This is a genomic window from Allosphingosinicella sp. (genome assembly GCF_046295735.1).
Taxonomy (GTDB): Bacteria; Pseudomonadota; Alphaproteobacteria; order Sphingomonadales; family Sphingomonadaceae; genus Allosphingosinicella.
In genome coordinates this window covers 15,628-36,388 of the sequence record NZ_JBKBMQ010000002.1, presented here as the reverse complement: position 1 = coordinate 36,388, position 20,761 = coordinate 15,628, and the positions used below count along the sequence as shown (strand labels likewise).

Below are 20,761 nucleotides of genomic sequence, written 5' to 3'. Positions count from 1 at the left end.
CTATTCGACGGTGACGCTCTTCGCGAGGTTGCGGGGCTGGTCGACGTCGGTGCCTTTGGCGACCGCGACGTGATAGGCGAGAAGCTGGACCGGGACCGCATAGACGAGCGGCGCGATCAGCGGGTGGACCTTGGGCATTTCGATCGTCGCGATCGTGCCCTCGCCCGCCCCGGCGATCCCTTCCGCGTCGGAGATCAGCACCACCTGTCCGCCGCGCGCCTGCACTTCCTGCATGTTGGAAACGGTCTTTTCGAACAGGGGGCCGGACGGCGCGAGGACGATGATCGGCACATGTTCGTCGATCAGCGCAATGGGACCGTGCTTCATCTCGCCCGCGGCATAGCCTTCGGCGTGGATGTAGCTGATTTCCTTGAGCTTCAGCGCGCCTTCCAGCGCCATCGGATAATCGGGGCCGCGGCCCAGATAGAGGACGTCGCGCGCCTTGGCGATCATCGGCGCGATCCGCTCGATCTCCTCGTCATGCGCGAGCGCGGCGTTCATCGCGGCCGGCGCCTCGGAGAGATGGGCGACGATCTCGCGCTCCTCCTCCTCGCTCATCCGGCCCTTGTCACGCGCGATCTTGGCGGCGAGCGCGGCGAGCACCGAGAGCTGGCAGGTGAAGGCCTTGGTCGACGCGACTCCGATCTCCGGCCCGGCATGGGTCGGCAGCAGAAGGTCCGCCTCGCGCGCCATCGAGCTGGTGGGGACGTTCACCACCACCGCGATCTTCTGCCCCTGTTCGCGGGCGTGGCGCAGCGCCGCCAGCGTGTCCGCGGTCTCGCCCGACTGGGAGATGAAGAGCGCGAGCCCGCCCTCCTCCAGCACCGGCTCGCGGTAGCGGAACTCGGACGCAATATCGAGCTCGACCGGGACCCTCGCGAAGCGCTCCAGCCAATATTTGGCGACCATGCCGGCGTAGAAGCTGGTGCCGCAGGCGACGATGGTGACGCGCGGCACGTCGGCGAAGCTGAAATCCATGTCGGGCAGCGCCACCTGCTGCTCGAACGGGCGCAGATAGGTCTGCAGCGTCTGGGCGACGACGATCGGCTGCTCGAAGATCTCCTTCTGCATATAATGGCGGTGATTGCCCTTCTCGATCGCCGCCGCGGAAGCGCCGGACACCGTCACCGGCCGCTCGACCGGATTGTCGTCCTTGTCGTAGATTTCCGCGCCGTCGCGGGTGATCACCACCCAGTCGCCCTCGTCGAGATAGGTGATGCGCTGGGTGAGCGGCGCGAGCGCGAGCGCGTCGGAGCCGAGATAGGTCTCGCCATCGCCGAAGCCGACCACCAGCGGCGAGCCGAGCCGCGCGCCGATCAGCATGTCGGGATGCGAGCGGAACAGGATGGCGAGGCTGAACGCGCCGTGCAGCCGCTTCAGCACCGTCGCCACCGCCGCGCGCGGTTCGGCGCCGCGCTCGATCTCGCGGCTGATGAGATGGGCGACCACTTCGGTGTCGGTCTGGCTGGTGAACGTCCGCCCCTCGGCGATCAGCTCCTCGCGCAGCGGCCGGAAATTCTCGATGATGCCGTTGTGGACCAGCGCCACTTCCTCGGTGGCGTGCGGATGGGCGTTGTCGCGGGTCGGCGCGCCATGGGTCGCCCAGCGGGTGTGGGCGATGCCGATCCGGCCAGGCAGCGGCTCTTCGGACAGGACGCGGGCGAGATTGTCGAGCTTGCCCTCGGCCCGGCGACGGACGAGCGCGCCGTCGACGATGGTGCACAGTCCCGCCGAATCGTACCCGCGATATTCGAGCCGCCGAAGCCCGCCCATCAGCCGGTCCGAAACTTCCTCACGACCGACGATCCCGATAATCCCGCACATACAGCCAATTGCCCTTCCAGCTCGCCCCTCGGCCCGGCGAAGCTCTATCGCGGAGCGCCCGGCCGCGCCAGTAGCTCTGCACCCGCTTTTTTCCCGCTTGACGGCATGTATGCCGCGCTTATCCCCAGCAATGGGGCTGGGGGAGAATTCCGGATGGGTGGTCGAGGATTTGTGGCGGCGCTCGGCGCCGTCTGTCTCGGTTGCGCCGCCGCCGGCGCGCAGCCGTCCGAACCGGTGCCGGAGGCGGTCGCCGCAATGGCGCCGGCCGAGGCATGCTGCACGCTGCCCGCCAGAACGCCGATCCTCATCGAGGTCCTGGAGCCGGTCTCCAGCCGCACCGCCCGTCCGGGCGACGGCTTCTCCTTCCGGCTGGTCGAGCCGGTGACGGTCGACGGGCGGATACTGATCCCGGCGGGAGCGCTGGGAACCGGTGAAGTCGTTCACGCCGCGCGGGGCGGTCTTGCGGGGAAGGCCGGCGAACTGATCCTGGCCGCGCGCTTCCTGGAGTTGGGCGACCAGAGGATCGCGCTGCGCAGCCTGCGTTTCGGGGATCGCCAGGGCGCGGACCGCACCACCGCGACGCTGGTGGCCAGCATGCTGCCTTATGCCGGGCTATTGGCGCCGCTCATCGTCGGCGGGAATATCGAGGTTCCGGCCGGCACCCAGGCCGGCGCGATGATCGCCGCCGACATCGTGCTTCCGCCGCATGCGGACACGCCGACAGTCACTCAAACGGGGGAACGGGAATGAAGATCACCAGGATGATGCTCGCCTGCATGATGGCGGCCACCGCCGCGCCGCTCGCCGCGCAGAGCGGCGGGGACGCCGGCGCCGAAAGCACCAAGGCCGCGCCCGCGATCGCGCCGCCGCCGCCCGGCATGGGCCAGGTGGTGTTCTACCGCAGCTCCCGCGTGGGGGCTTTGATCAGCTGCCGCGTGCATGAGGGCGGCGAGGTGGTGAACCGCCTCCCCCCGGGCCGCTATTTCGTCCACAACACGACGCCGGGCGTTCACGAATATAGCGTGCGCAGCGAAGCCACGGATGTGATCCGGCTCGAAGTGGAAGAAGGCGAGACGCAATATGTCCGCTGCGCGATCGGCATGGGGCTCGGCGTCGGCCGGCCCAATCTGTCGCCGCAAAGCCGGGACGATTTCGAACGCCGCGGGCGCGGGCTCGACGAGATGGCGCCTTACGGCGGCGACCGGGACGGCTGAGGGACGGCAGGTCCGCGGCGGGCTCAGCCGCCGCGGGCCTTCTTCTTCGCGGCCATGGCGGTGCGGAACTTGGCCGCCCAGCCCGGACGTTCCTCCTGGCTGCCGCGCGCGATGGCGAGGGCGTCGGCGGCGACGTCGCGGGTGACGACCGATCCGGCGCCGACGATCGCGCCGTCGCCGACGCTGACCGGCGCCACCAAAGCGGTGTTGGAGCCGATGAAGGCGCCTTCGCCGATGTGCGTCCGGTATTTCAGGAAGCCGTCATAATTGCAGGTGATCGTGCCCGCGCCGATATTGGCGCCGGCGCCGACCTCCGCGTCGCCGACATAGGACAGGTGATTGGCCTTGGCGCCGGGACCCAGCCGCGCCTTCTTCACCTCGACGAAATTGCCGACCTTCGCCTTCTCGCCGATCTCCGCGCCGGGGCGCAGCCGGGCGTAGGGGCCGATCTCCGCGCCGGCCGCCACCCTGGCGCCTTCGAGATGGCTGAAGGCACGGATCCTCGCCCCCTCCCCTACCTCGACGCCGGGGCCGAACACCACGTTCGGCTCGACCGAGGAGTCGCGGCCGATCACGGTGTCGTGGCTCAGCCAGACGGTCTCCGGCGCCGCCAGCGTCACGCCCGCGGCCATCAGCTCGGCGCGGCGGCGGCGCTGCCAGCTCGCCTCCACCTCGGCCAGCTCGGCGCGGCTGTTGATGCCGGCCACCTCGTCCTCGCCGGTCTCGATCACGGCGGAGCGGCGACCGTCCGCGCCGGCGATCATGACGATGTCGGGCAGATAATATTCGCCGGCCGCATTGTCGTTGCCGACCCGGGCGAGCAGCCGGAACAGGTCTTGCGAGCGCACCGCCATCAGGCCGGAATTGCACAGGTCGACGGCGCGCTCCGCCTCGCTCGCGTCCTTATACTCGACCATCTTCTCGATGAGCCCGTCGGCATCGGCGATGATCCGGCCATATTGGAGCGGATCGGCCGGGCGGGAGGCGACCACCACCACGGCGGGCGCGTCGTCGGCGCGCAGCCGCGCGAGCATCGCCCGCATCGTCGCGACCGACACGAGCGGCGTGTCGCCATAGAGGATGAGGATGTCGCCGTCGAAGCCGTCGAGCGGGGCTTCCGCCTGCTGGACGGCGTGGGCGGTGCCGAGCTGCGGCTCCTGCACCACCACCCGCGCGCCATAGCCGGCGGCGACGGGCTCCACCTGCTCGCGGCCGCTGCCGACCACCACCACGGTGCGCGCGGGCTCCAGCTCGGCGACGCTGGCGAGCAGATGGGCCAGCATCGGCCGCCCCGCGATCGGGTGCAGCACCTTGTGGAGATCGGATTTCATGCGCGTGCCCTTGCCGGCGGCGAGCACGATCGCGGCGACTTTACGCTCGGTCATGGCGGCCCATTCGCACGGAAAGCTTGCCATTTCCAGAGCATCTGAAGATGGCGGCGACATGGCTCCTTTCCGCCTCGACGTGGTCGCCTTCGACCTGGACGGCACGCTGGCCGACACCGCGCCCGACCTCGCCGCCGCGCTCAACCGCACCCTCGACGAACTGGGCCGGCCCGGCGTGCCGGCGGAACATGTCCGCCGCCTCGTCGGCCATGGCGCGAAGGCGCTGCTGCGCAAGGGCCTGGCGGCGAGCGGCGAGGCGCCCGAGGCGCTGGTGGAGGCCGGCTATCCGATCTTCCTACGCGTCTATGGCGAGGCGATCTGCGTCGGCTCGCGTCCTTATCCGGGCGTGGAGGCGGCGCTCGACGCGCTGCGGGAGGCGGGCGCGGCGCTGGCGCTGTGCACCAACAAGCCGGAGGGCCTCACCCACCGCCTGCTGGACGCGCTCGGCTGGCGCGGCCGCTTCGCGAGCGTCGTCGGGGGAGACACACTGCCGGTCCGCAAGCCCGATCCCGCGCCGCTGGTGGAAGCGATCGAGCGGGCCGGCGGCGGAACCGCCGCCTTCGTCGGGGATTCCATCACCGACGCGGACACCGCCCGCGCCGCCGGCCTGCCGTTCGTGGCGGTGAGCTTCGGCTATTCGGACCGGCCGGCCGATCAGCTCGGCGCCGAGGCCCTCATCGACCATTTCGATTCGCTTGCCGGAGCCCTCGCCCGCCTGAAGCCCGTCAAGAGTTTTGCGACGAATCGTGCAACTGCACCGCCACGGGCTCGTTCAGCAGCCAAACGGTAATTATGTAGAGTGTATTCGATGTTCAGTACGACAGACGATTGGGGCTGGAGCATCCGGCTCGCCCTCGGCGGTCTCATGACCATTTCGCTGATCGGGAGCATGCTGACGGCCTGAGGCCGCGGCCGCTCCGGCGATCCGATCGACCAACCGAGGACAGGGAGTGGAGCGTCGCCGGGCACGCCCGGGACGCTCCACCCTTCACCCGCGGCGATGCGCCACGGGCATCAGCGCGCGCCCTCAGGCGGCTTCGCGGCCGCCATTCTCATTGTCGGCGTCGCGCTCGATGCGCTGGGCGTCCCCGCGCGCGCCGATCTCGACACGGCGCGGCTTCATCTCCTCGGGGATCTCGCGCACGAGTTCGATCGCGAGCAGGCCGTCCTTCATCTCGGCGGACTTCACCCGCACGAAGTCGGCCAGGCCGAAGCGCCGCTCGAACGCGCGCGTGGCGATGCCGCGATGGATGAAGCGGCCCTCATTCTCCTCGTCGCGCTTGCGGCCGGAGACGACCAGAAGATTCTGGTGCTGGGTGATCTCGATCTCCTCCTCGCGGAAGCCGGCGACGGCGAGGGTGATGCGATAGGCATCGTCGCCCCGCTGTTCGAGATCGAAGGGGGGATAGTTTTCCGAAGGCGCCGCCGACGCGCCGCTTTCCAGCAGGTCGAACAGGCGATCGAAGCCCACCGTGGAACGGCGGAACGGCGTGAAATCGAAGTTCCTCATGTCCATGTCCTCCATCCGAGCAACTGGTGATGAGGAGCGCCCGGACTTCCGGGCGCCCTCCACTCGCCGGGCCCGACAGGCGCCCGGCGCGTCCTATATGGTTCGAGATTTCGGACGTTCAAGCCCGTTTGGGATGCGTGGCCGCGCGCTCGACGCGCCTACATGACAGCCTACATGACGAAGGGCGGCTTCGTCCTGTCCGCGTGGGCCGCCAAGCTGCGCGCTTTCTCCATATGGAGCGAAGACAGCTTCAGATGCGCCCGCGCCGCGGGCGCGCTCGGCGCCACCAGCCCGCGGTCGAGTTCCTGCATCGCGCGATCGGAATGGTATCTGAACTCGTCGTTCGACATCGGCGTCCATACCCCTTCACTTTCGGACCGCGAAGAGTTTGCGCGAACGGGCCCTGGCGCCGCAATTACCTGAGTTAAAAGGCGCAATTCCCGCCGGCGGCGCGGCTCAGAATCGCTCGGCCTTCACGGAGCCGGCGGTGAGCCGTCGCCTTCTCCGCAGCCGCGCAGGGCTTCGACATAAGCGTGGCGCCACCACACCACGTCCTCGTTGCGGACGCTTTCGACCATCGCCTTCCAGCGGCGGATGCGCTCCTCGCGCGGCATCGCCATCGCCTTGGCGATCGCGTCGCTGATCTCGTCCTTGCTGTAGGGATTGACGAGCAGGGCATCCTTCAGCTGCAGCGCCGCGCCGGCGAAGCGCGAGAGGATGAGGACGCCCGGATCCTCGGGATCCTGCGCCGCCACATATTCCTTCGCGACGAGGTTCATGCCGTCGCGCAACGGGGTGACCAGCGCGATCTTCGCGGCGCGGTAAAAGCCGGCCAGCTCGGCGCGCGGATAGCCCTGGTTCACGTACCGGATCGGTACCCAGTCCACCTCGGCGAACTCGCCGTTGATGCGGCCGGAAAGCTCGTCCAGGTCCTCGCGGATCGCTTCATAGGTATGGACCTCCCCGCGCGACGGCGGCGCGATCTGGAGAAGGAAGACCTGGCCGCGGCAATTGTCATGCTCCTCCAGGAAGCGGCGATAGCCCTCGAACCGCTCGGCCAGGCCCTTGGAATAATCGAGCCGGTCGACGCCGATCACGATATGCTTGCCCTCGGCGCTCTTGAGCAGCCGGTCGTGGGCCGCGCGCGCGGTGTCGCTGCTCGCCGCCTCGACGAACTCCTTGTGGTCGATGCCGATCGGGAAGGCCGCCGCCTTCAGCCGCCGGTCGCCGACCTCAATCGTACCGTCGGGATGGACGGTCCCGCCGAGCTCGCGCTCGACATAATGGTGGAAGCTGTCGAGCCATTCCTCGGTGTGGAAGCCGATCAGGTCGTAGGCGAGCATCGAGCGCACCAGCCGCTGGTGGAAGGGCAGCGACACGAGCAGCCGCGCCGGCGGCCAGGGAATGTGGAGGAAGAAACCGATCCGGTTGGTGAGCCCCATCTCGCGCAGCTGCGCGCCGAGCGGGATCAGATGGTAATCGTGCACCCAGACGAGGTCGTCCGGCTCGATCAGCGGCGCCACCGTCTCGGCGAAGCGGTGATTGACCCGTTCGTAGCCGCTGCCGAAGCTGCGGTCATATTCGGCGAGATCGATGCGGTAGTGGAAAAGCGGCCACAGCGTCCGGTTGGCGTAGCCGTTATAATATTCGTCGACGTCCTGCTCTTCGAGATCGATGGTCGCGGTGGTGACGCCGAGATTGCGCTGCAGATCGATATGGCCGGTGAAGCTTTCGGTCTGCTGGCCCGACCAGCCGAACCAGATGCCGCGATATTCGCGAAGCGCCGCCGCCAGCGCGACCGAGAGACCACCCTGCGCCCCTGCGGCGCCGTGCGAGGTCGGCGCGGACACGCGGTTCGAGATGACGATCAGGCGGCTCATCGGACGGAACTCCATGGCCGGGACAGCAGCCCGGCGCAGTTGATCAGGCCCACCAGCGAGTAGGTCTGCGGATAATTGCCCCACAATTCGTGGGTCTCGAAATCGGTGTCCTCGCTCAGCAGCCCCGCCGGGGTCAGCCGCTCCAGCATCGCCGCGTAGAGCTCGCGCGCTTCCTCTTCGCGGCCGACCAGGTAGAGCGCCTCGATCAGCCAGAAGGTGCAGAAATTGAACGCGGTCTCGGGCAGTCCGAAATCGTCCTCGCTCGCGTAGCGCAGCATGTGCTGGCCGCGCCGCAGACCTTTTTCGACCGCATCGAAGGTGGCGATGAAGCGCGGGTCGTCGGGCTTCAGGAAGCGCATGTCGAGCATCTGCAGCAGGCTGGCGTCGAGCTCGTCGCCGTCGAAGATCGCCGAGAAGCGCTTCTCCCCGCCAAGGAAGGCCCGCTCCTCGATCGTCGCCCGGATCGTGTCGGCGCGCTCGCGCCACAGCCGCGCCTTGTCGTCCAGACCCAGCACGGCCGCCGCGTTGGCGAGCCGGTCGCAGCCGGCCCAGCACATCACCGAGCTGTAGGTGTGGACGGAGGTGCGGGTGCGGAATTCCCACAGGCCGGCATCGGGCTGGTTGTAATTTTCCCACGCCCGCTCGCCGACTTTCTCGAGCGAGGCGAAATCCTCGCGCGTCGCCTTGCGGAACAGCCGCTCGTCGAAGAAGGCTTGGGCGTTGGACAGGATGATCTGGCCGTAGGCGTCGTGCTGGACTTGGGTGTAGGCGGCGTTTCCGACCCGCACCGGCCCCATGCCGCGATAGCCGGCGAGCCCCTCCGCGACGCCTTCCTCCAGCTTCGGCGCGCCCGAGACGGCGTAGAGCGGCTGGATGAAGCCGCCCTTCGCCTCGTCGACGATGTTGCGCAGATAGCCCAGATAATTTTCGAGCACGTCGAGCGCCCCGAGCCGGTTCAGCGCCTGCACCGTATAATAAGCGTCGCGGATCCAGCAGTAGCGATAATCCCAGTTGCGGCCCGAATGGGCGGCTTCGGGGATGGACGTGGTGAGCGCGGCGACGATCGCCCCCGTCTCCTCATGCTGGCACAGCTTCAGCGTGATCGCGGCGCGGATCACCACATGCTGCCATTCGAGCGGGATGGCGAGGCCGCGCACCCATTCGCGCCATTCGTCCGACGTTTCGTGCAGCATCGTCGCGAGCGTGTGGCCGAGATGGCCGACGAACGGTTCGTCCGGGCCGAGGAAGAAATGGAGCGACTTTTCGAGCCGGAAGGCGCGGCCGGACAGGACATGATCGATCGGCGCGTCGGTGGTGAGGCGGATCGGCTGCGGCTTCAGGAGGAAGCGGATATGGTTGGACCCGCTGGTCCGCTCCGCTTCCTTCTCGCCCCAGTTGACGGCGGGGTTGAGCTTCACCCGGATGCGCGGCGATCCGGAGAGCGGCCGCACGATGCGGATGAAGGCGACCGGCCGGTACATGCGGCCGGAGCGCTGGAAACGGGGGCAGAAGTCGAAAATCTCGATCGCGCCGCCTTCGGCATCGCTGAGCCTGGTGCGCAGGATCGGGGTGTTGCGCAGATAATGCTGCTCGCACTTCACCTGGTTCTCGACCGCGATGCTCCATTCGCCGCAGGGCAGCTCGCTCTCGCAGCGCGGATCGAGCAGCGAGCAGAAGAGCGGGTCTCCGTCGACCCGGGGCGCGCAGCCCCACACGAACCGCGCCTCGGTATCGACCAGCGCGCTCACCTGGCAATTGCCGATCGGCCAGAGATTGAGATCCCTCACAACGCTCCCCTCAGCCAGTCCGCCACCGCGGCCACGCCGTCCAGCCGGTAGCGCGCCGCGGTCGCGCGCTCCGGCCCCACCAGGATGCCGGCGCCGCCCAGTTCGGCGGCGGCGGCGAAAGCATGTTCATCGGTCAGATCGTCGCCCACGAACACAGGACGCGCACCGGCGAAGACTGGTTCCGCAAGGAAGGCGCGAACCGCGTCGCCCTTGTCGGCGCCCGGCGGCCTGACCTCTCCCACCATCTTGCCGCCGAGGAGACGAAGGCCGGTGCGGTCCGCGAGCCCGCCGAGAAATTCCAGCACCTCCCCTTCCCGCTCCGGCGCGCGGCGGAAATGGACGGCGATGCTGGCCGGCTTCTCCTCGACCAGCAGGCCCTCGCGGCCCGAGGCGAAGGCGCGGATTTCCGCCCGCGCCTCCTCCACGCCGCGGGGCAGCGCCAGCGGCAGCTGGGTGCCGTCGGCGAGCCGGACCTCCATCCCGTGGGAGCCCGACATGGCGATCGCCTGTCCAGGCAGATGCCGGTCGAGATCGGCGAGCGCCCGCCCGCTGACGATGGCGAGCCTCCCCTCCAGCCGGTCGGCCAGATCGTGGAGCAGCAGATGCAGCTCGCCCGGCACCCGGATCGCGTCCGGCGCCTCCGCCAGCTCCACCAACGTGCCGTCGAAATCCAGGAACAGGGCCGATCCATGGATCAGGCCGGTCGGCGGCGCGGGCCGGTGCGATTCACTCATGCCGCGTCGTTGGCAAGGACGGCGGCGATTCACAAGCTCAACCTGCGATTTTCGATGAAAGAAGAACGAAATATCCCCGATAAAGCAGGAAAAAGAATGTTGTTTTGGCAGCTTGCACCCTCGTAAAATTGCGATAACCTTCGCGACGACGGGAGGGGACTGCAAATGGCTGAGCCGTTTTTATCCGAAATTCGGATGATGTCGTTCAACTTCGCTCCAAAAGGCTGGGCGTTGTGTAACGGGCAGTTTTTGCCCATCAACCAGAACCAGGCGCTTTTTGCTTTGCTCGGAACCACTTATGGCGGCAATGGGCAAACGACCTTTGCGCTCCCGGACATGCGCGGCCGAGTGCCGGTCCACTTTGGCAACGAGTATACTCTCGGCCAAAAGGGCGGTCAGACGAGCCATACGCTCACCATGCAGGAGATGCCGCAGCATATTCATGTGCTGAGCGCCACCAACACGGGGACGAACACCAACCAGACGGTGGGGAACACCTTCACCGCGTTCGGCAACGGCTATCGGCCGCCCGACAGCCTGACGGCGCTCAGTCCCTCGACGGTGACCAGCGTCGGCGGCAACCAGCCGCACGAGAATCGGCAGCCGTTCACCGCGATCAACTTCGCGATCGCACTGCAAGGCATCTTCCCGTCTCGAAACTGAGGGGCTGAAACATGGCACAACCTTATGTGGGCGAGATCCGTATCTTCGCCGGAAACTTCCCGCCTAACGGCTGGATGTTCTGCGACGGCTCAACTCTGTCGATCTCCGAGAACGAGGTGCTGTTTCAGTTGATCGGCACCACCTATGGCGGCGACGGCGAATCGACCTTCAACCTGCCCGACCTGCGCGGCCGGGTTCCGGTGCACTACCCCAACAACTATACGCTGGGCGAAATGGCGGGTGTCGAAGAGGTAACTCTGTCGGTGCAGCAGATACCGGCGCACACCCATGCGGCGCTGGTCTCGACGGCGGGCGGTTCGCTCAACACGCCTGCCGGCAATGTGGTTGGAGCCAGCGCGGCGGTGAAATTGTTCGTCGAGGACGAGGCCGCCACGAATTTCAATCCGGCAACAATCGGACCGGCGGGCAGCAGCCAGCCTCACACCAATTTCCAGCCCTATCTGTGCGTCAACTTCATCATCTCGCTGTTCGGCATTTTCCCGAGCCCCACCTAGGAGGTCAGATCATGGCTGATCCATTCGTTGCGGAAATCCGCATCTATCCGTTCAATTTCCCTCCCACGGGCTGGGCCTACTGCAACGGGCAGTTGATGCCGATTTCGCAGAATACCGCCCTGTTCGCGTTGCTCGGGACCACTTATGGCGGCGACGGCAAGAGCACCTTCGCTCTGCCCGACATGCAGGGCAATGTTCCGATGCATCCGGGCCAGGGCCCCGGTCTGTCACTGCACGATCTGGGCGAATCCGGGGGTACGACAAACGTCACCCTGCTTCAGAGCGAAATCCCGTTCCACAATCATGGACTGCGCGGCTCGATCGAACCGGCGGACATCGTAACCGGATCGTCGGACGTGGTTTTCGGACGCAGCTCGGCTGGTCAGGCTTATTCGAACGGCACGCCCAACGTGGCAATGGCGCCGCAGGCTCTGGCTCCCGCCGGAGCTTCGCTGCCGCACAACAACATGATGCCCTATCTGACGTTGAACTTCTGCATCGCGCTGCAGGGAGTATTTCCGCCTCGCCCCTGATATTTTCCTCCCACGCCATCGAAAGGACCCCGATGGACGATACGACCCGCGTCTCACGGCGCACCATGCTCGTTACCTTGGCCGGCGGGGGCACGGCCGCGGTGGCGATTGCCGCACCGGCATTCAGCAATCAGCTCGCGCAGCAGGTGCGAGAGGCAGCCGTCACCAACGGCTGGGCCCGACAATTCTTCTCGCTGGCGAATGCCGGCTTCACCGAATGGCGGCAGCAGGTGGGATCTATCTTCCTGCTTGGCGGCGGCTTTCGGATGAAGCTAGTCGCGGTGACCCCGCTTTCGTCGAAGGGGAAGCGCCCGTCGAGCGTCGGCCGCTCCAGCGCCTTCATCGCTGTGTTCGACCCGGTCGGGAACGCCGCCGTTCCGGGCGACCTCATCCACACCGCGCGGCATCCGCAATATGGCACCCTTCCGATCTTCCTCTCGGCGGCGCCGACGGCGAAGTCACCGCGGCGGATGGTCGCCGTCTTCAACTAGGCGATGCCGCCGCCGATCGCGGCCGCGGCCGCCCACGACGTCGCTTACCGGCCCGTGCGAACGCCCGACGACGTGCCTTTCCTGTACGCCGTCTACGCCTCCACCCGCGCGGAGGAGGTTGCCGCGGCCGGTTGGCCCGAGGAGGCGCAGCGCGCCTTCCTCGCGCAGCAGGCGGACGCGCAGCATCGCCACTATGTACACCATTATCCGGACGCCGAGTGGCTCGTGATCCAACGCGGCGGACAGCCGGTCGGGCGCCTCTATCTCGAAGAGTGGAAGGACCAGATCCGGATCATCGACATCGCGCTGCTGCCGGAAGCGCGCGGCTCCGGCATCGGCGGCGCGATTCTCACCGACATGTGCGGTCTGGCACGCAGCCGCAACAAGCGCCTTTCCATTCATGTCGAGAAGAACAATCCCGCCATGCGCCTTTATTGCCGTCTGGGCTTTGCGCGAGTCGAGGACAAGGGCGTCTACGACCTGATGGAGTGGGACCCGGGCGGCTAGTTGAAGATCGCCTCATATTGGCAGCCCGCCGCATCGCGGCCGATCGGCACCAGGAACATGTCGTGGCACGTATCGCCGTCGCGCAGGCTGTAGATCGCCTGCGGCAGCACGGCCTCGCCCGAGCCACGAAAGATCAGGCGGAACGATCCCCCATCGCGGTGGGAAACGCCAAGCAGGCTGACTTCTTCCAGTCTTAGTTCGTTCGGGCTCCCCACGCCGTCGAGGGCGAAGGTGTCGCCCTCGCGCCCTTCGAAATCGGCGAACAACAACTGCTCCATCTGCCCCTCCCTTTCGCTACTTCACGACCTCGTCGGCATCGACGCCCCAGACATGTTCGGTGCGGATGAAGCCGCGGCGGTTGCCGACCGCGAACTGGCACCATCCGGACGCGCAGCGCGAGATGCGGCCCACCACGCCCGGCTCCGCGCGGAAACGCACCCGCGCGCCCGCGTCGGCGGACTCGTGGAGCGGGCGCGCGGCGTCGCCGGTGACGATGGCGGTGCGCGTGTCGGACAGGAGGTTCACCAGCATCCAGCCGGTCGTGCCGTCCGGATCCTGCACCTTGCGCCAGCTGGGATAGGTTTCGATCACCCGGATCGGCAGGTCCGCCCGCACATAGAGCCAGGTCGCCGGATAGGTCCGCCCCGGGCCGGTGCGCATCAGCGCCTTGCCCGCGGAAATGGACGCCCAATAAGGCGGCTGCCGCTCCCGCTGAGCCTGGGCGGCCGGCTGCGCGACCATCGCCGCCGCCACCGCCGCCATCACCGCCAAACGTCGCACATTCGCCCCCTGCCAACCGATGATCGACCTTGGAAGGTCTAGGCGCTCGGCGCGCCCGCTTCAATCAGTCTCCGGTCTGAATCCGCTCCACCAGCTGCTTCACCGTCGGGACGAAGCCGTTGGAATAGAAAGGGTCCTTCTTGAAGCGGAAGGCGGAATGGCCGGCGAACATCAGATTCTGGTCGACCGGGCCGCCATGGGCGATGTCCTGAAGCGTCTTCTGGATGCAGAAGGAGCGCGGATCCGCCAGCCGCCCGGTCGTGTTCTTCTCATTGTCCGCCCAGGACGAGAAAGCGCATTGCGACAGGCAGCCCATGCAGTCCGCCTGGTCCTTGCGGATCACATGCTTCTCCTCGGGCGTGACGAACACCAAGGTCTCGTCCGGGGTCTTGAGCGCCTCGGTATAGCCCTGCGCATACCATTCGCGGGCGTGAAGCAGGTCGCCCTTGGTCACCCAGTAATTCTTCTTCGCGCCGACGCCGACGTCGAGCTGGAAGCTATGGTCGCCGAGCGGCTCCTTGGTGAAGGCGATCTGCCGCTGCGAGCGCGCCTCGAGATTGCGCAGGAACGGATTGCGCACCGCCGACGAATAAAAGCCGGTCGGCGAGAAGCGGTGGAGGAGGACGTCGCCTTCCTCCAGCGTCATCAGCCGTTGCTTCCACTCCTCGGGGATCGGGCTCTCCTTGGTGAGCAGCGGCCGGGTGCCGAACTGGAAGGCGATCTGGCCGAGCTCGGGATTGTCGATCCAATGCTCCCATTCCTTGAGGTTCCAGACGCCGCCGGCCATCACGATCGGCACGCTGTCGGGAATGCCGCCCTGGCGCATCGTCTCGCGCAGCGCCTTGACGCGCGGATAGGGATCCTGCGGGACCAGCGGGTCTTCGGCGTTGCTGAGGCCGTTATGGCCGCCGGCCAGCCACGGATCCTCGTAGACGACCGCGCCCAGCCATTCGGCCGCCTTCGAATACGCCCGCTTCCACAGCGCGCTGAACGCGCGCGCGGAGCTGATGATCGGCAGATAGAGCACGCCGTAGGACGCGGCGATTTCGGACAATTTGTACGGCATGCCGGCACCGCAGGTGACGCCCGTCACCATGCCGCGCGTGCGTTCCAGCACGCCATGGAGGATGCGCTGCGCGCCGCCCATTTCCCACAGCACGTTGATGTTGATGGCGCCCTTCCCGTCCATCATCTCATAAGCGCGCTGCACCTGCGCGACCGCGCCCTCGATGCCGTAATGAATGAGCTCCTCGTGCCGCTCGCGGCGGGTGAGGGCGTGATAGACCTGGGGAATGATCCGCCCTTCGGGGTCGTAGCTGTCCGCGTTGACCGCCGACACCGTGCCGATGCCGCCCGCCGCGGCCCAGGCGCCGGAGCTCATATGGTTGGTGGCCGAAACGCCCTTGCCGCCTTCGATCAGCGGCAGCACCTCGCGCCCGCCATAGCGGATCGGCTGAATACCCTTGAACATCGAACCTCCAAGAAACTCGCGCGCCTATAAGCGCATCGCGGCCTTTGCGCAAAGCCGAGTCATACGGGCGAGACAAGGGCCGGCGAGACGCTGAACGCGCGAGGGCGGCCGATCGCCTCACCATAGAGGCGCGCATAGCGATCGATCATCCGCCGCTCGTCATAATTGGCCGCCGTCATCTCGCGGTTGGCGAGCCCGATCGCGCGGCGCAGGTCCGGGCGTTCGGCAAGGCTCGCCAGAGCGGCCGCGAACGCCGCCTCGTCGCCTGCGCGGACGATCAGCGGGCGATTGTCGTCCGAGACGATCGCGCCGACGTCGCCGACATCGGTGGCGGCGGCCGGCAACCCTGCGGCCATCGCCTCTACCAGCGAGATCGGGAATTGCTCGCTGTCCGACGACAAGGCGAAGATGTCGAATTGGCCCATATAGCGGGCGGGGTCGGCGACGAAGCCGGGCATCAGCACCCGATCGGCGACGCCCCGCGCCCGCGCCTCGGCGGCGATCGCCTCGCTCTCGGGGCCCTCGCCGACGATCACCAGACGGCTGTTCGCCACTGGCAGCTTGGCGAAGGCGCGCACCAGCCGCGGCAGGTTCTTGACCTTGCGGAGCCCGGCCACCGTGCCCACCACCACCTCGCCCGGCCGCCGCTCGAAGCCCGGTATCGCTCCAGGCTCGGGCGGGCGGGCGAAGCGCTCGACCGGAATCCCGTTCGGAATGCGCACGATCCGCGCCGGCATCTGCCCCCAGGCGTTGCGGGCGATCCGCTCCAGCGTGCGCGACGGCACGACCAGCCGGAGCGCGCCCCGCAGGCCGATGCGGCGATAGATGTTGCGCCGGCTCTTGAGCGCCTTGGCCTCGTCCTCGTTGAACCCGTCCTCATGATGGATCAGCGGCGCGCCGCCGAACAGGTTGGCCGCCATCACCATGTCGAACGCCCCCCAATTGTAGGTGAGGACGAGGTCGAAGCGGCGCATGTAGCGCGACAGGCGGAACAGCCGCGCCGGCGTCGGCGGGCCGGTGAGCGGCGGGGCGTCGTCGGGAAAGTCGACGCTCACCGCCGGATCGATCGCGTCTCGCGCCGAAAGCCGGCCGGGCATGGCGCTGAGGATGCTGTGGCGGGCGCGGTCGCCGAAGGCGTTCATCAGCCGCACCGCTCGCGCTTCCTTCCCGCCCAGCGAAAAGGTCGAATGGACGTGCAGAATGCGGACGGGCGGCTCCATCCGCCCCTTATGGACGCACCGGCTCCCGCGCAGAAGCGGAAAGGGGCTATTGCATAATTATGCAAGTCTCTGCATATGCACCGCCCATGACGATCAAGGTCGCGATATTCGGAGCTTCGGGCTTCGTCGGTGCCGAACTGCTGCGGCTGTGCGCCATGCATCCGGCGTTCGTGCCGGCGCGGCTGTTCGGCGACAGCCAGGCCGGGCAGAAGCTGGAGGCGGTGCATCCGCAGCTCGCGCTCGCCTGGCCGGGCCTCGAGGTGGAGCGCTACGCGCCGTCCGCGCTCGACGGGATCGACCTCGCCTTCGCCGCGCTGCCGCACGGCCACAGCCAGGGGATCGCCCGCGAGATTCTCGGCCGCGGCATCCCGTTCGTCGATCTCGGCGCCGATTTCCGCCTGGACAGCGCCGAGGATTATGCCCGCTGGTATCGCGAGCCGCACCAGGCGCCGGACCTGCTCGATGCCTTCGTCTACGGCATACCGGAGCTTCATCGCGAGGCGATCAGGCGGGCCCGCGCGGTCGCCGCCGCCGGCTGCTATCCGACCACCGCGATCCTCGCCCTGAAGCCGCTCCTCGACCTCATCGATCCCACGACGATCGTCGTCGACGCCGCGTCCGGGGTGACCGGCGCCGGGCGCGGGCTCAAGGAGGAAACGCATTTCTCGACGGTGGACGAGAATTTCACCGCCTACGGCCTCCTCACCCATCGCCACACCGCGGAGATGGAGATGGCGCTGGACGGCAGCGTGCTGTTCACGCCGCACCTGCTGCCGGCGAACCGGGGCATCCTCGCCACCTGCTATGCCAAAGCGAACGGGCCGTGCGAACCGCTCGCCGCCCTTCGCGCGGCCTATGCCGACGAACCGTTCGTCCATGTCAGCGAACGGTCCCCCGCGACCAAGTGGACGCTGGGGTCGAACGCGGTCCATGTCACCGCCCGCTACGACGAACGCACCGGCCGCGTGCTGGCGATCGCGGCGCTCGACAATCTGGTGAAGGGCGCCGCCGGCCAGATGATCCAGTGCGCCAATCTGATGCTCGGCCTCGACGAGGAGGCGGGCCTGCCCAAGGTGGGAGTATGTCCATGATTTCGAGGAAACGGCCGTGAGCGTTACCGCGGCCGAGGGGTTCGTCGCGGCCGGCTGCCACGCCGGCATCAAGCGCAAGCGCCACGACATGGCGCTGCTCGCGACCGAGGACGGGCGGCCGGTGGCGACCGCCGCCGTCTTCACCCAGAACAGGTTCACCGCGCCTCCGGTGCTGCTCTCGCGCGCCCGTCTCGCCGACGGCGGCGGCCGGGCGGCGGCGGTGATCGTCAACAGCGGCAATGCCAATGCCGGCACCGGCAAGCCGGGCCTGCGCGACGCCGAAGCCATGGCGGGCGCGGCGGCGGGTGCGCTCGGCATCGATGCGGCGCATGTCCTCGTCTGCTCGACCGGCATCATCGGCACGCCGCTACCGATGGACCGGATCCTGCCGGCCGCGCCCAAGCTCGCGGGCAGATTGTCGCGCGACGGCGGGGCGGACGCCGCCAAAGGCATCCTCACCACCGACACCCACCCGAAGGAAGCGCTGGTCCGCGGGTCCAACTTCACGCTGGGCGGCATGGCCAAGGGCTGCGGCATGATCGCGCCCAACATGGCGACGATGCTCGCCTTCCTCACCACCGACGCGGACGTCGAGGGCGATCAGTTGCGCAACATCCTGAAGGAAGCGGTCGACCGGACCTTCAACACGCTGAACGTCGACGGCGCGACGTCCACCAACGACACGGTGATCCTGATGGCCTCGGGCCGGCGCGGGAAGCCCGACCTCGCCGAGTTCGCCGACGCGGTCCACGCGCTGTGCGAGGACCTGACTTTGCAGATGGCGCGGGATGCGGAGGGCATGACCAAGATGGTGGCGCTCGCCGTCACCGGCGCGGCATCGGACGCGGAGGCGCGCGCCGCGGCGCGCAACATCGCCGAGAACAATCTCGTCAAGTGCAGCTGGCATGGCGGCGACCCTTATTGGGGCCGTCTGCTCGCCGCCGCCGGTTCGGCGGGAGTGGCGTTCGACGCCGACAAGGCGTCGGTCTCCTATGGCGGCATCCTGGTCGCCGAAGCCGGCGCGCCCGTTGCACACGACGAGGCCGCCGTCGCCGCCCACATGAAGCAGGAGCGGATCGAGATCGAGGTCGCGCTCGGCCTCGGCACCGGCACGGCGCGGACGATCGGCATCGATCTCGGCCCCGGCTACATCAAGGAAAATGTGAAGACGTCATGATGGGATTGCTGACCCCGCTCTTTCAGGTCACCCCGGCGAAGGCCCGGGTCTTCTCGCCCCGGGCCGGGACCCCGGCCTTCGCCGGGGCGACGAGGAGGTCATGATGAGCCCCTCGGACACCGCCCGCGTCCTCGTCCAGGCGCTGCCTTATATCCGCCGCTTCGCCGGGAAGTCGGTGGTGGTGAAGCTCGGCGGCGCGGCGATCGACAAGGAACTCGATCAGGCGCTCGCGCAGGACGTGCTGTTGCTGCGCTCGGTCGGGGTGCGCTGCGTGCTCGTCCATGGCGGCGGCCCGCAGGTCGACGCAATGATGCGCAAGATGGGCAAGGCGCCCGAATTCCGGAACGGCCTGCGCGTCACCGACGAGGAGACGTTGGACATCGTGCGGATGGTGCTGGTCGGCAAGGTCAATCGCGATCTCGTCGCCACCATCAACCGCGAGGCACCCGAGGAGCCGGTCGCGGTCGGCGTGTCGGGCGAGGATGGCGGACTGCTGACCGCCGCCCCGCGCGAATCGGGGCTCGGCTATGTGGGCGACGTCAGCCATGTGCGCGCGTCCGTCCTCCACCGCCTGCTCGACGAAGGCCTCGCGCCGGTCGTCTCCACCGTCGGCGCCGACGAGACGGGGCAGCCCTACAACATCAACGCCGACGAGGCGGCGCGCGCGATCGCGGTCGCGATGGATGCCGAAAAGATCGTCTATCTCACCGCCGCGCCGGGGTTGCTCGAGGATGTGAACGACCCCTCCTCGCTCGTCCCCCGCCTCACCTCGGCCGAGCTTCGCGAGCGGATCGACCGGGGAGTCCGCGGCCTTCCCAATGCCGTCAGCGCCGGCATGATCCCGAAGCTCCGGGCCTGCGCCGACGCGGTCGACGGCGGCGTGCGCACCGCCCATATCATCGACGGCCGGGTCGCCCATTCGCTGCTGATCGAGCTTCTGACCGATCAGGGCATCGGCACGATGGTGAAGCGGGAGCGGGACTGGTGAGCGATCTCCTCGCCATCGCCGATCTCGGCCGCGACACGCTGTCGCACCTCCTCGATCTCGCCGAGCGGTCAGCCCTCGGGCGCCCACTCGCCGGCGAGGGGGTCGCGCTCGTCTTCCAGAAGCCTTCGGCGCGCACCCGCAATTCGATGGAGATGGCGGTCGTGCAGCTCGGCGGCCACCCGGTCTACATCCAGAAGGAAGAGGTCGGCCTCGGCACGCGCGAGAGCGCGGAGGACGTCGCCCGCACCCTCGCCTGCTACCATCGCATCATCGCCGCGCGCGTGATGGACCATCGCGATCTCGTCGCCATGTCCGCCGCGGTCGAGACCCCGATCCTCAACATGCTGTCGGACAGCGATCACCCGCTGCAGGCGCTCGCCGACCTGCTGACGGTGAAGCAGCTGCTCGGCCGTATCGAGGGCGCGCGAATCGCCTATATCGGCGACGGCGACAACAATGTCGCCCGCTCGCTCGCCCAGGGCTGCGCCTTGCTCGGCGCGGAGCTCGTGATCGCGAGCCCGGAAGGCTATGGCCTGTCCGACGCGCCGGACGGCGTGCGCCAGACCCACGACGCCGCCGAGGCCGTGCGCGGCGCCGAGATCGTCTATACCGACGTGTGGGTGTCGATGGGCCAGGACGGCGAGGCCGAGGCACGGCGGCGGACACTCGCCCCCTATCAGGTGAACACTGCGCTGCTGGCCGCCTGCCCCGACGCCCATTTCCTTCACTGCCTTCCCGCCCGGCGCGGCGAGGAAGTGGCGGCCGACGTGATCGACGGTCCCCGCTCCGCCGTCTGGCGTCAGGCGGCGAACCGCATGCACACCGCGCGCGGCGCGCTGGCATGGATGCGCGGGGCGTGAGGTGGGGCTCACCCACTTCCTCCCCGGGACGGGGAGGGGGACCGCACAAAGTGCGGTGGAGGGGGGAGTCCGCCTGGCACTTCGCGGGTCTCGTAACCCCCTCCACCATGCTTCGCATGGTCCCCCTCCCC

General features: G+C 68.0%; 23 protein-coding genes. 12 read left to right on the top strand and 11 right to left on the bottom strand.

The annotated features are described in order from the left end of the window. On the bottom strand, positions 1-1,824 hold the full coding sequence (gene glmS, locus ACK4K7_RS02815; protein ID WP_431863671.1) for a glutamine--fructose-6-phosphate transaminase (isomerizing): 1,824 nt from the start codon (positions 1,822-1,824) through the stop codon (positions 1-3). Between the two features lie 153 nt (positions 1,825-1,977). Between glmS and ACK4K7_RS02810 the strand changes: the two genes are divergently transcribed. Continuing rightward, positions 1,978-2,574, top strand: coding sequence for a hypothetical protein (locus tag ACK4K7_RS02810; RefSeq protein WP_431863670.1), 597 nt, complete (start codon positions 1,978-1,980; stop codon positions 2,572-2,574). Further along, complete coding sequence (locus tag ACK4K7_RS02805; RefSeq protein WP_431863669.1) at positions 2,571-3,038, top strand: hypothetical protein; 468 nt, start codon at positions 2,571-2,573, stop codon at positions 3,036-3,038. The genes ACK4K7_RS02810 and ACK4K7_RS02805 overlap by 4 nt, the downstream gene beginning before the upstream one ends. A gap of 23 nt (positions 3,039-3,061) precedes the next feature. Here ACK4K7_RS02805 and glmU read toward each other — a convergent pair whose 3' ends face one another. Continuing rightward, entirely contained in the window at positions 3,062-4,423 is a 1,362-nt protein-coding gene (gene glmU / locus ACK4K7_RS02800; RefSeq protein ID WP_431863668.1) for a bifunctional UDP-N-acetylglucosamine diphosphorylase/glucosamine-1-phosphate N-acetyltransferase GlmU, read from the bottom strand. 58 nt (positions 4,424-4,481) lie between these two features. On the opposite strand from glmU, the gene gph reads away from it, so the two are divergent. Then, a complete protein-coding gene (gene gph / locus ACK4K7_RS02795) occupies positions 4,482-5,213 on the top strand; it encodes a phosphoglycolate phosphatase (protein ID WP_431863667.1) in 732 nt (243 codons plus the stop codon). 237 nt (positions 5,214-5,450) lie between these two features. Here the strand turns inward: gph and ACK4K7_RS02790 are convergent, their stop codons facing one another. The 5 genes from ACK4K7_RS02790 to otsB form a co-directional block, all read right to left on the bottom strand. Continuing rightward, the gene (locus ACK4K7_RS02790; RefSeq protein WP_431863666.1) at positions 5,451-5,933 is read right to left on the bottom strand and encodes an Hsp20 family protein; all 483 of its coding nucleotides are present in this window, start codon (positions 5,931-5,933) and stop codon (positions 5,451-5,453) included. Between the two features lie 170 nt (positions 5,934-6,103). After that, positions 6,104-6,283, bottom strand: a complete 180-nt coding sequence (locus ACK4K7_RS02785) for a hypothetical protein (protein WP_431863665.1) — start codon at positions 6,281-6,283, stop codon at positions 6,104-6,106. 123 nt (positions 6,284-6,406) lie between these two features. After that, on the bottom strand, positions 6,407-7,813 hold the full coding sequence (gene otsA, locus ACK4K7_RS02780) for an alpha,alpha-trehalose-phosphate synthase (UDP-forming) (protein ID WP_431863664.1): 1,407 nt from the start codon (positions 7,811-7,813) through the stop codon (positions 6,407-6,409). After that, positions 7,810-9,600 (bottom strand): glycoside hydrolase family 15 protein, encoded by a 1,791-nt coding sequence (locus tag ACK4K7_RS02775; RefSeq protein ID WP_431863663.1) that lies wholly within the window; start codon positions 9,598-9,600, stop codon positions 7,810-7,812. The genes otsA and ACK4K7_RS02775 overlap by 4 nt, the downstream gene beginning before the upstream one ends. Continuing rightward, positions 9,597-10,334: a trehalose-phosphatase gene (gene otsB, locus ACK4K7_RS02770; protein ID WP_431863662.1), complete on the bottom strand. Its 738-nt coding sequence runs from the start codon at positions 10,332-10,334 to the stop codon at positions 9,597-9,599. Before otsB ends, ACK4K7_RS02775 begins: the two co-directional genes overlap by 4 nt. A 165-nt stretch (positions 10,335-10,499) precedes the next feature. Here otsB and ACK4K7_RS02765 point away from each other — a divergent pair, with 165 nt between their 5' ends. Genes ACK4K7_RS02765 through ACK4K7_RS02745 form a run of 5 tightly spaced genes read left to right on the top strand, consistent with a single transcriptional unit; the run spans position 10,500 to position 13,043 of the window. Continuing rightward, a complete protein-coding gene (locus ACK4K7_RS02765; protein WP_431863661.1) occupies positions 10,500-10,997 on the top strand; it encodes a phage tail protein in 498 nt (165 codons plus the stop codon). A gap of 11 nt (positions 10,998-11,008) precedes the next feature. After that, positions 11,009-11,512 carry a phage tail protein gene (locus ACK4K7_RS02760; protein WP_431863659.1) on the top strand — a complete coding sequence of 168 codons (504 nt, stop codon included), beginning with the start codon at positions 11,009-11,011 and terminating at the stop codon, positions 11,510-11,512. Positions 11,513-11,523: 11 nt separating this feature from the next. Further along, positions 11,524-12,045, top strand: coding sequence for a phage tail protein (locus tag ACK4K7_RS02755; protein WP_431863658.1), 522 nt, complete (start codon positions 11,524-11,526; stop codon positions 12,043-12,045). A 32-nt stretch (positions 12,046-12,077) separates the two neighbouring features. Then, positions 12,078-12,536 carry a hypothetical protein gene (locus tag ACK4K7_RS02750; RefSeq protein ID WP_431863657.1) on the top strand — a complete coding sequence of 153 codons (459 nt, stop codon included), beginning with the start codon at positions 12,078-12,080 and terminating at the stop codon, positions 12,534-12,536. A 3-nt stretch (positions 12,537-12,539) separates the two neighbouring features. Further along, positions 12,540-13,043 (top strand): N-acetyltransferase family protein, encoded by a 504-nt coding sequence (locus ACK4K7_RS02745; protein ID WP_431863656.1) that lies wholly within the window; start codon positions 12,540-12,542, stop codon positions 13,041-13,043. Here ACK4K7_RS02745 and ACK4K7_RS02740 read toward each other — a convergent pair. The 4 genes from ACK4K7_RS02740 to ACK4K7_RS02725 form a co-directional block, all read right to left on the bottom strand. Next, the gene (locus ACK4K7_RS02740) at positions 13,040-13,321 is read right to left on the bottom strand and encodes a DUF6916 family protein (RefSeq protein WP_431863654.1); all 282 of its coding nucleotides are present in this window, start codon (positions 13,319-13,321) and stop codon (positions 13,040-13,042) included. The two genes, ACK4K7_RS02745 and ACK4K7_RS02740, sit on opposite strands and share 4 nt — an antisense overlap. A gap of 16 nt (positions 13,322-13,337) precedes the next feature. Next, the gene (locus ACK4K7_RS02735; protein ID WP_431863653.1) at positions 13,338-13,823 is read right to left on the bottom strand and encodes an SH3 domain-containing protein; all 486 of its coding nucleotides are present in this window, start codon (positions 13,821-13,823) and stop codon (positions 13,338-13,340) included. Positions 13,824-13,887: 64 nt separating this feature from the next. After that, the gene (locus ACK4K7_RS02730) at positions 13,888-15,294 is read right to left on the bottom strand and encodes an NAD(P)H-dependent flavin oxidoreductase (RefSeq protein WP_431863652.1); all 1,407 of its coding nucleotides are present in this window, start codon (positions 15,292-15,294) and stop codon (positions 13,888-13,890) included. A 59-nt stretch (positions 15,295-15,353) separates the two neighbouring features. Beyond that, positions 15,354-16,514 (bottom strand): glycosyltransferase, encoded by a 1,161-nt coding sequence (locus ACK4K7_RS02725; protein WP_431863651.1) that lies wholly within the window; start codon positions 16,512-16,514, stop codon positions 15,354-15,356. A gap of 86 nt (positions 16,515-16,600) precedes the next feature. On the opposite strand from ACK4K7_RS02725, the gene argC reads away from it, so the two are divergent. The 4 genes from argC to argF all read left to right on the top strand — a co-directional run bounded on the left by argC (position 16,601) and on the right by argF (position 20,630). Beyond that, complete coding sequence (gene argC / locus ACK4K7_RS02720) at positions 16,601-17,605, top strand: N-acetyl-gamma-glutamyl-phosphate reductase (protein WP_431863650.1); 1,005 nt, start codon at positions 16,601-16,603, stop codon at positions 17,603-17,605. 16 nt (positions 17,606-17,621) lie between these two features. Next, positions 17,622-18,782, top strand: a complete 1,161-nt coding sequence (gene argJ, locus ACK4K7_RS02715) for a bifunctional glutamate N-acetyltransferase/amino-acid acetyltransferase ArgJ (protein ID WP_431863649.1) — start codon at positions 17,622-17,624, stop codon at positions 18,780-18,782. A gap of 100 nt (positions 18,783-18,882) precedes the next feature. Next, a complete protein-coding gene (argB, locus tag ACK4K7_RS02710; protein ID WP_431863648.1) occupies positions 18,883-19,770 on the top strand; it encodes an acetylglutamate kinase in 888 nt (295 codons plus the stop codon). Continuing rightward, positions 19,767-20,630, top strand: coding sequence for an ornithine carbamoyltransferase (argF, locus tag ACK4K7_RS02705; RefSeq protein ID WP_431863647.1), 864 nt, complete (start codon positions 19,767-19,769; stop codon positions 20,628-20,630). Before argB ends, argF begins: the two co-directional genes overlap by 4 nt. The last annotated feature ends 131 nt before the right edge of the window (positions 20,631-20,761 follow it).

Coding starts and splice junctions, on each gene's coding strand:
- ACK4K7_RS02790 (WP_431863666.1), bottom strand. CDS start 5,933: ATGAGGAACTTCGATTTCACGCCGTTCCGCCGTTCCACGGTGGGCTTC.
- ACK4K7_RS02785 (WP_431863665.1), bottom strand. CDS start 6,283: ATGTCGAACGACGAGTTCAGATACCATTCCGATCGCGCGATGCAGGAA.
- ACK4K7_RS02725 (WP_431863651.1), bottom strand. CDS start 16,514: ATGGAGCCGCCCGTCCGCATTCTGCACGTCCATTCGACCTTTTCGCTG.
- ACK4K7_RS02755 (WP_431863658.1), top strand. CDS start 11,524: ATGGCTGATCCATTCGTTGCGGAAATCCGCATCTATCCGTTCAATTTC.
- otsA (WP_431863664.1), bottom strand. CDS start 7,813: ATGAGCCGCCTGATCGTCATCTCGAACCGCGTGTCCGCGCCGACCTCG.
- ACK4K7_RS02730 (WP_431863652.1), bottom strand. CDS start 15,294: ATGTTCAAGGGTATTCAGCCGATCCGCTATGGCGGGCGCGAGGTGCTG.
- glmU (WP_431863668.1), bottom strand. CDS start 4,423: ATGACCGAGCGTAAAGTCGCCGCGATCGTGCTCGCCGCCGGCAAGGGC.
- otsB (WP_431863662.1), bottom strand. CDS start 10,334: ATGAGTGAATCGCACCGGCCCGCGCCGCCGACCGGCCTGATCCATGGA.
- argC (WP_431863650.1), top strand. CDS start 16,601: ATGACGATCAAGGTCGCGATATTCGGAGCTTCGGGCTTCGTCGGTGCC.
- ACK4K7_RS02810 (WP_431863670.1), top strand. CDS start 1,978: ATGGGTGGTCGAGGATTTGTGGCGGCGCTCGGCGCCGTCTGTCTCGGT.
- argB (WP_431863648.1), top strand. CDS start 18,883: ATGATGAGCCCCTCGGACACCGCCCGCGTCCTCGTCCAGGCGCTGCCT.
- glmS (WP_431863671.1), bottom strand. CDS start 1,824: ATGTGCGGGATTATCGGGATCGTCGGTCGTGAGGAAGTTTCGGACCGG.
- ACK4K7_RS02740 (WP_431863654.1), bottom strand. CDS start 13,321: ATGGAGCAGTTGTTGTTCGCCGATTTCGAAGGGCGCGAGGGCGACACC.
- ACK4K7_RS02805 (WP_431863669.1), top strand. CDS start 2,571: ATGAAGATCACCAGGATGATGCTCGCCTGCATGATGGCGGCCACCGCC.
- ACK4K7_RS02765 (WP_431863661.1), top strand. CDS start 10,500: ATGGCTGAGCCGTTTTTATCCGAAATTCGGATGATGTCGTTCAACTTC.
- gph (WP_431863667.1), top strand. CDS start 4,482: ATGGCTCCTTTCCGCCTCGACGTGGTCGCCTTCGACCTGGACGGCACG.
- ACK4K7_RS02750 (WP_431863657.1), top strand. CDS start 12,078: ATGGACGATACGACCCGCGTCTCACGGCGCACCATGCTCGTTACCTTG.
- ACK4K7_RS02745 (WP_431863656.1), top strand. CDS start 12,540: ATGCCGCCGCCGATCGCGGCCGCGGCCGCCCACGACGTCGCTTACCGG.
- ACK4K7_RS02760 (WP_431863659.1), top strand. CDS start 11,009: ATGGCACAACCTTATGTGGGCGAGATCCGTATCTTCGCCGGAAACTTC.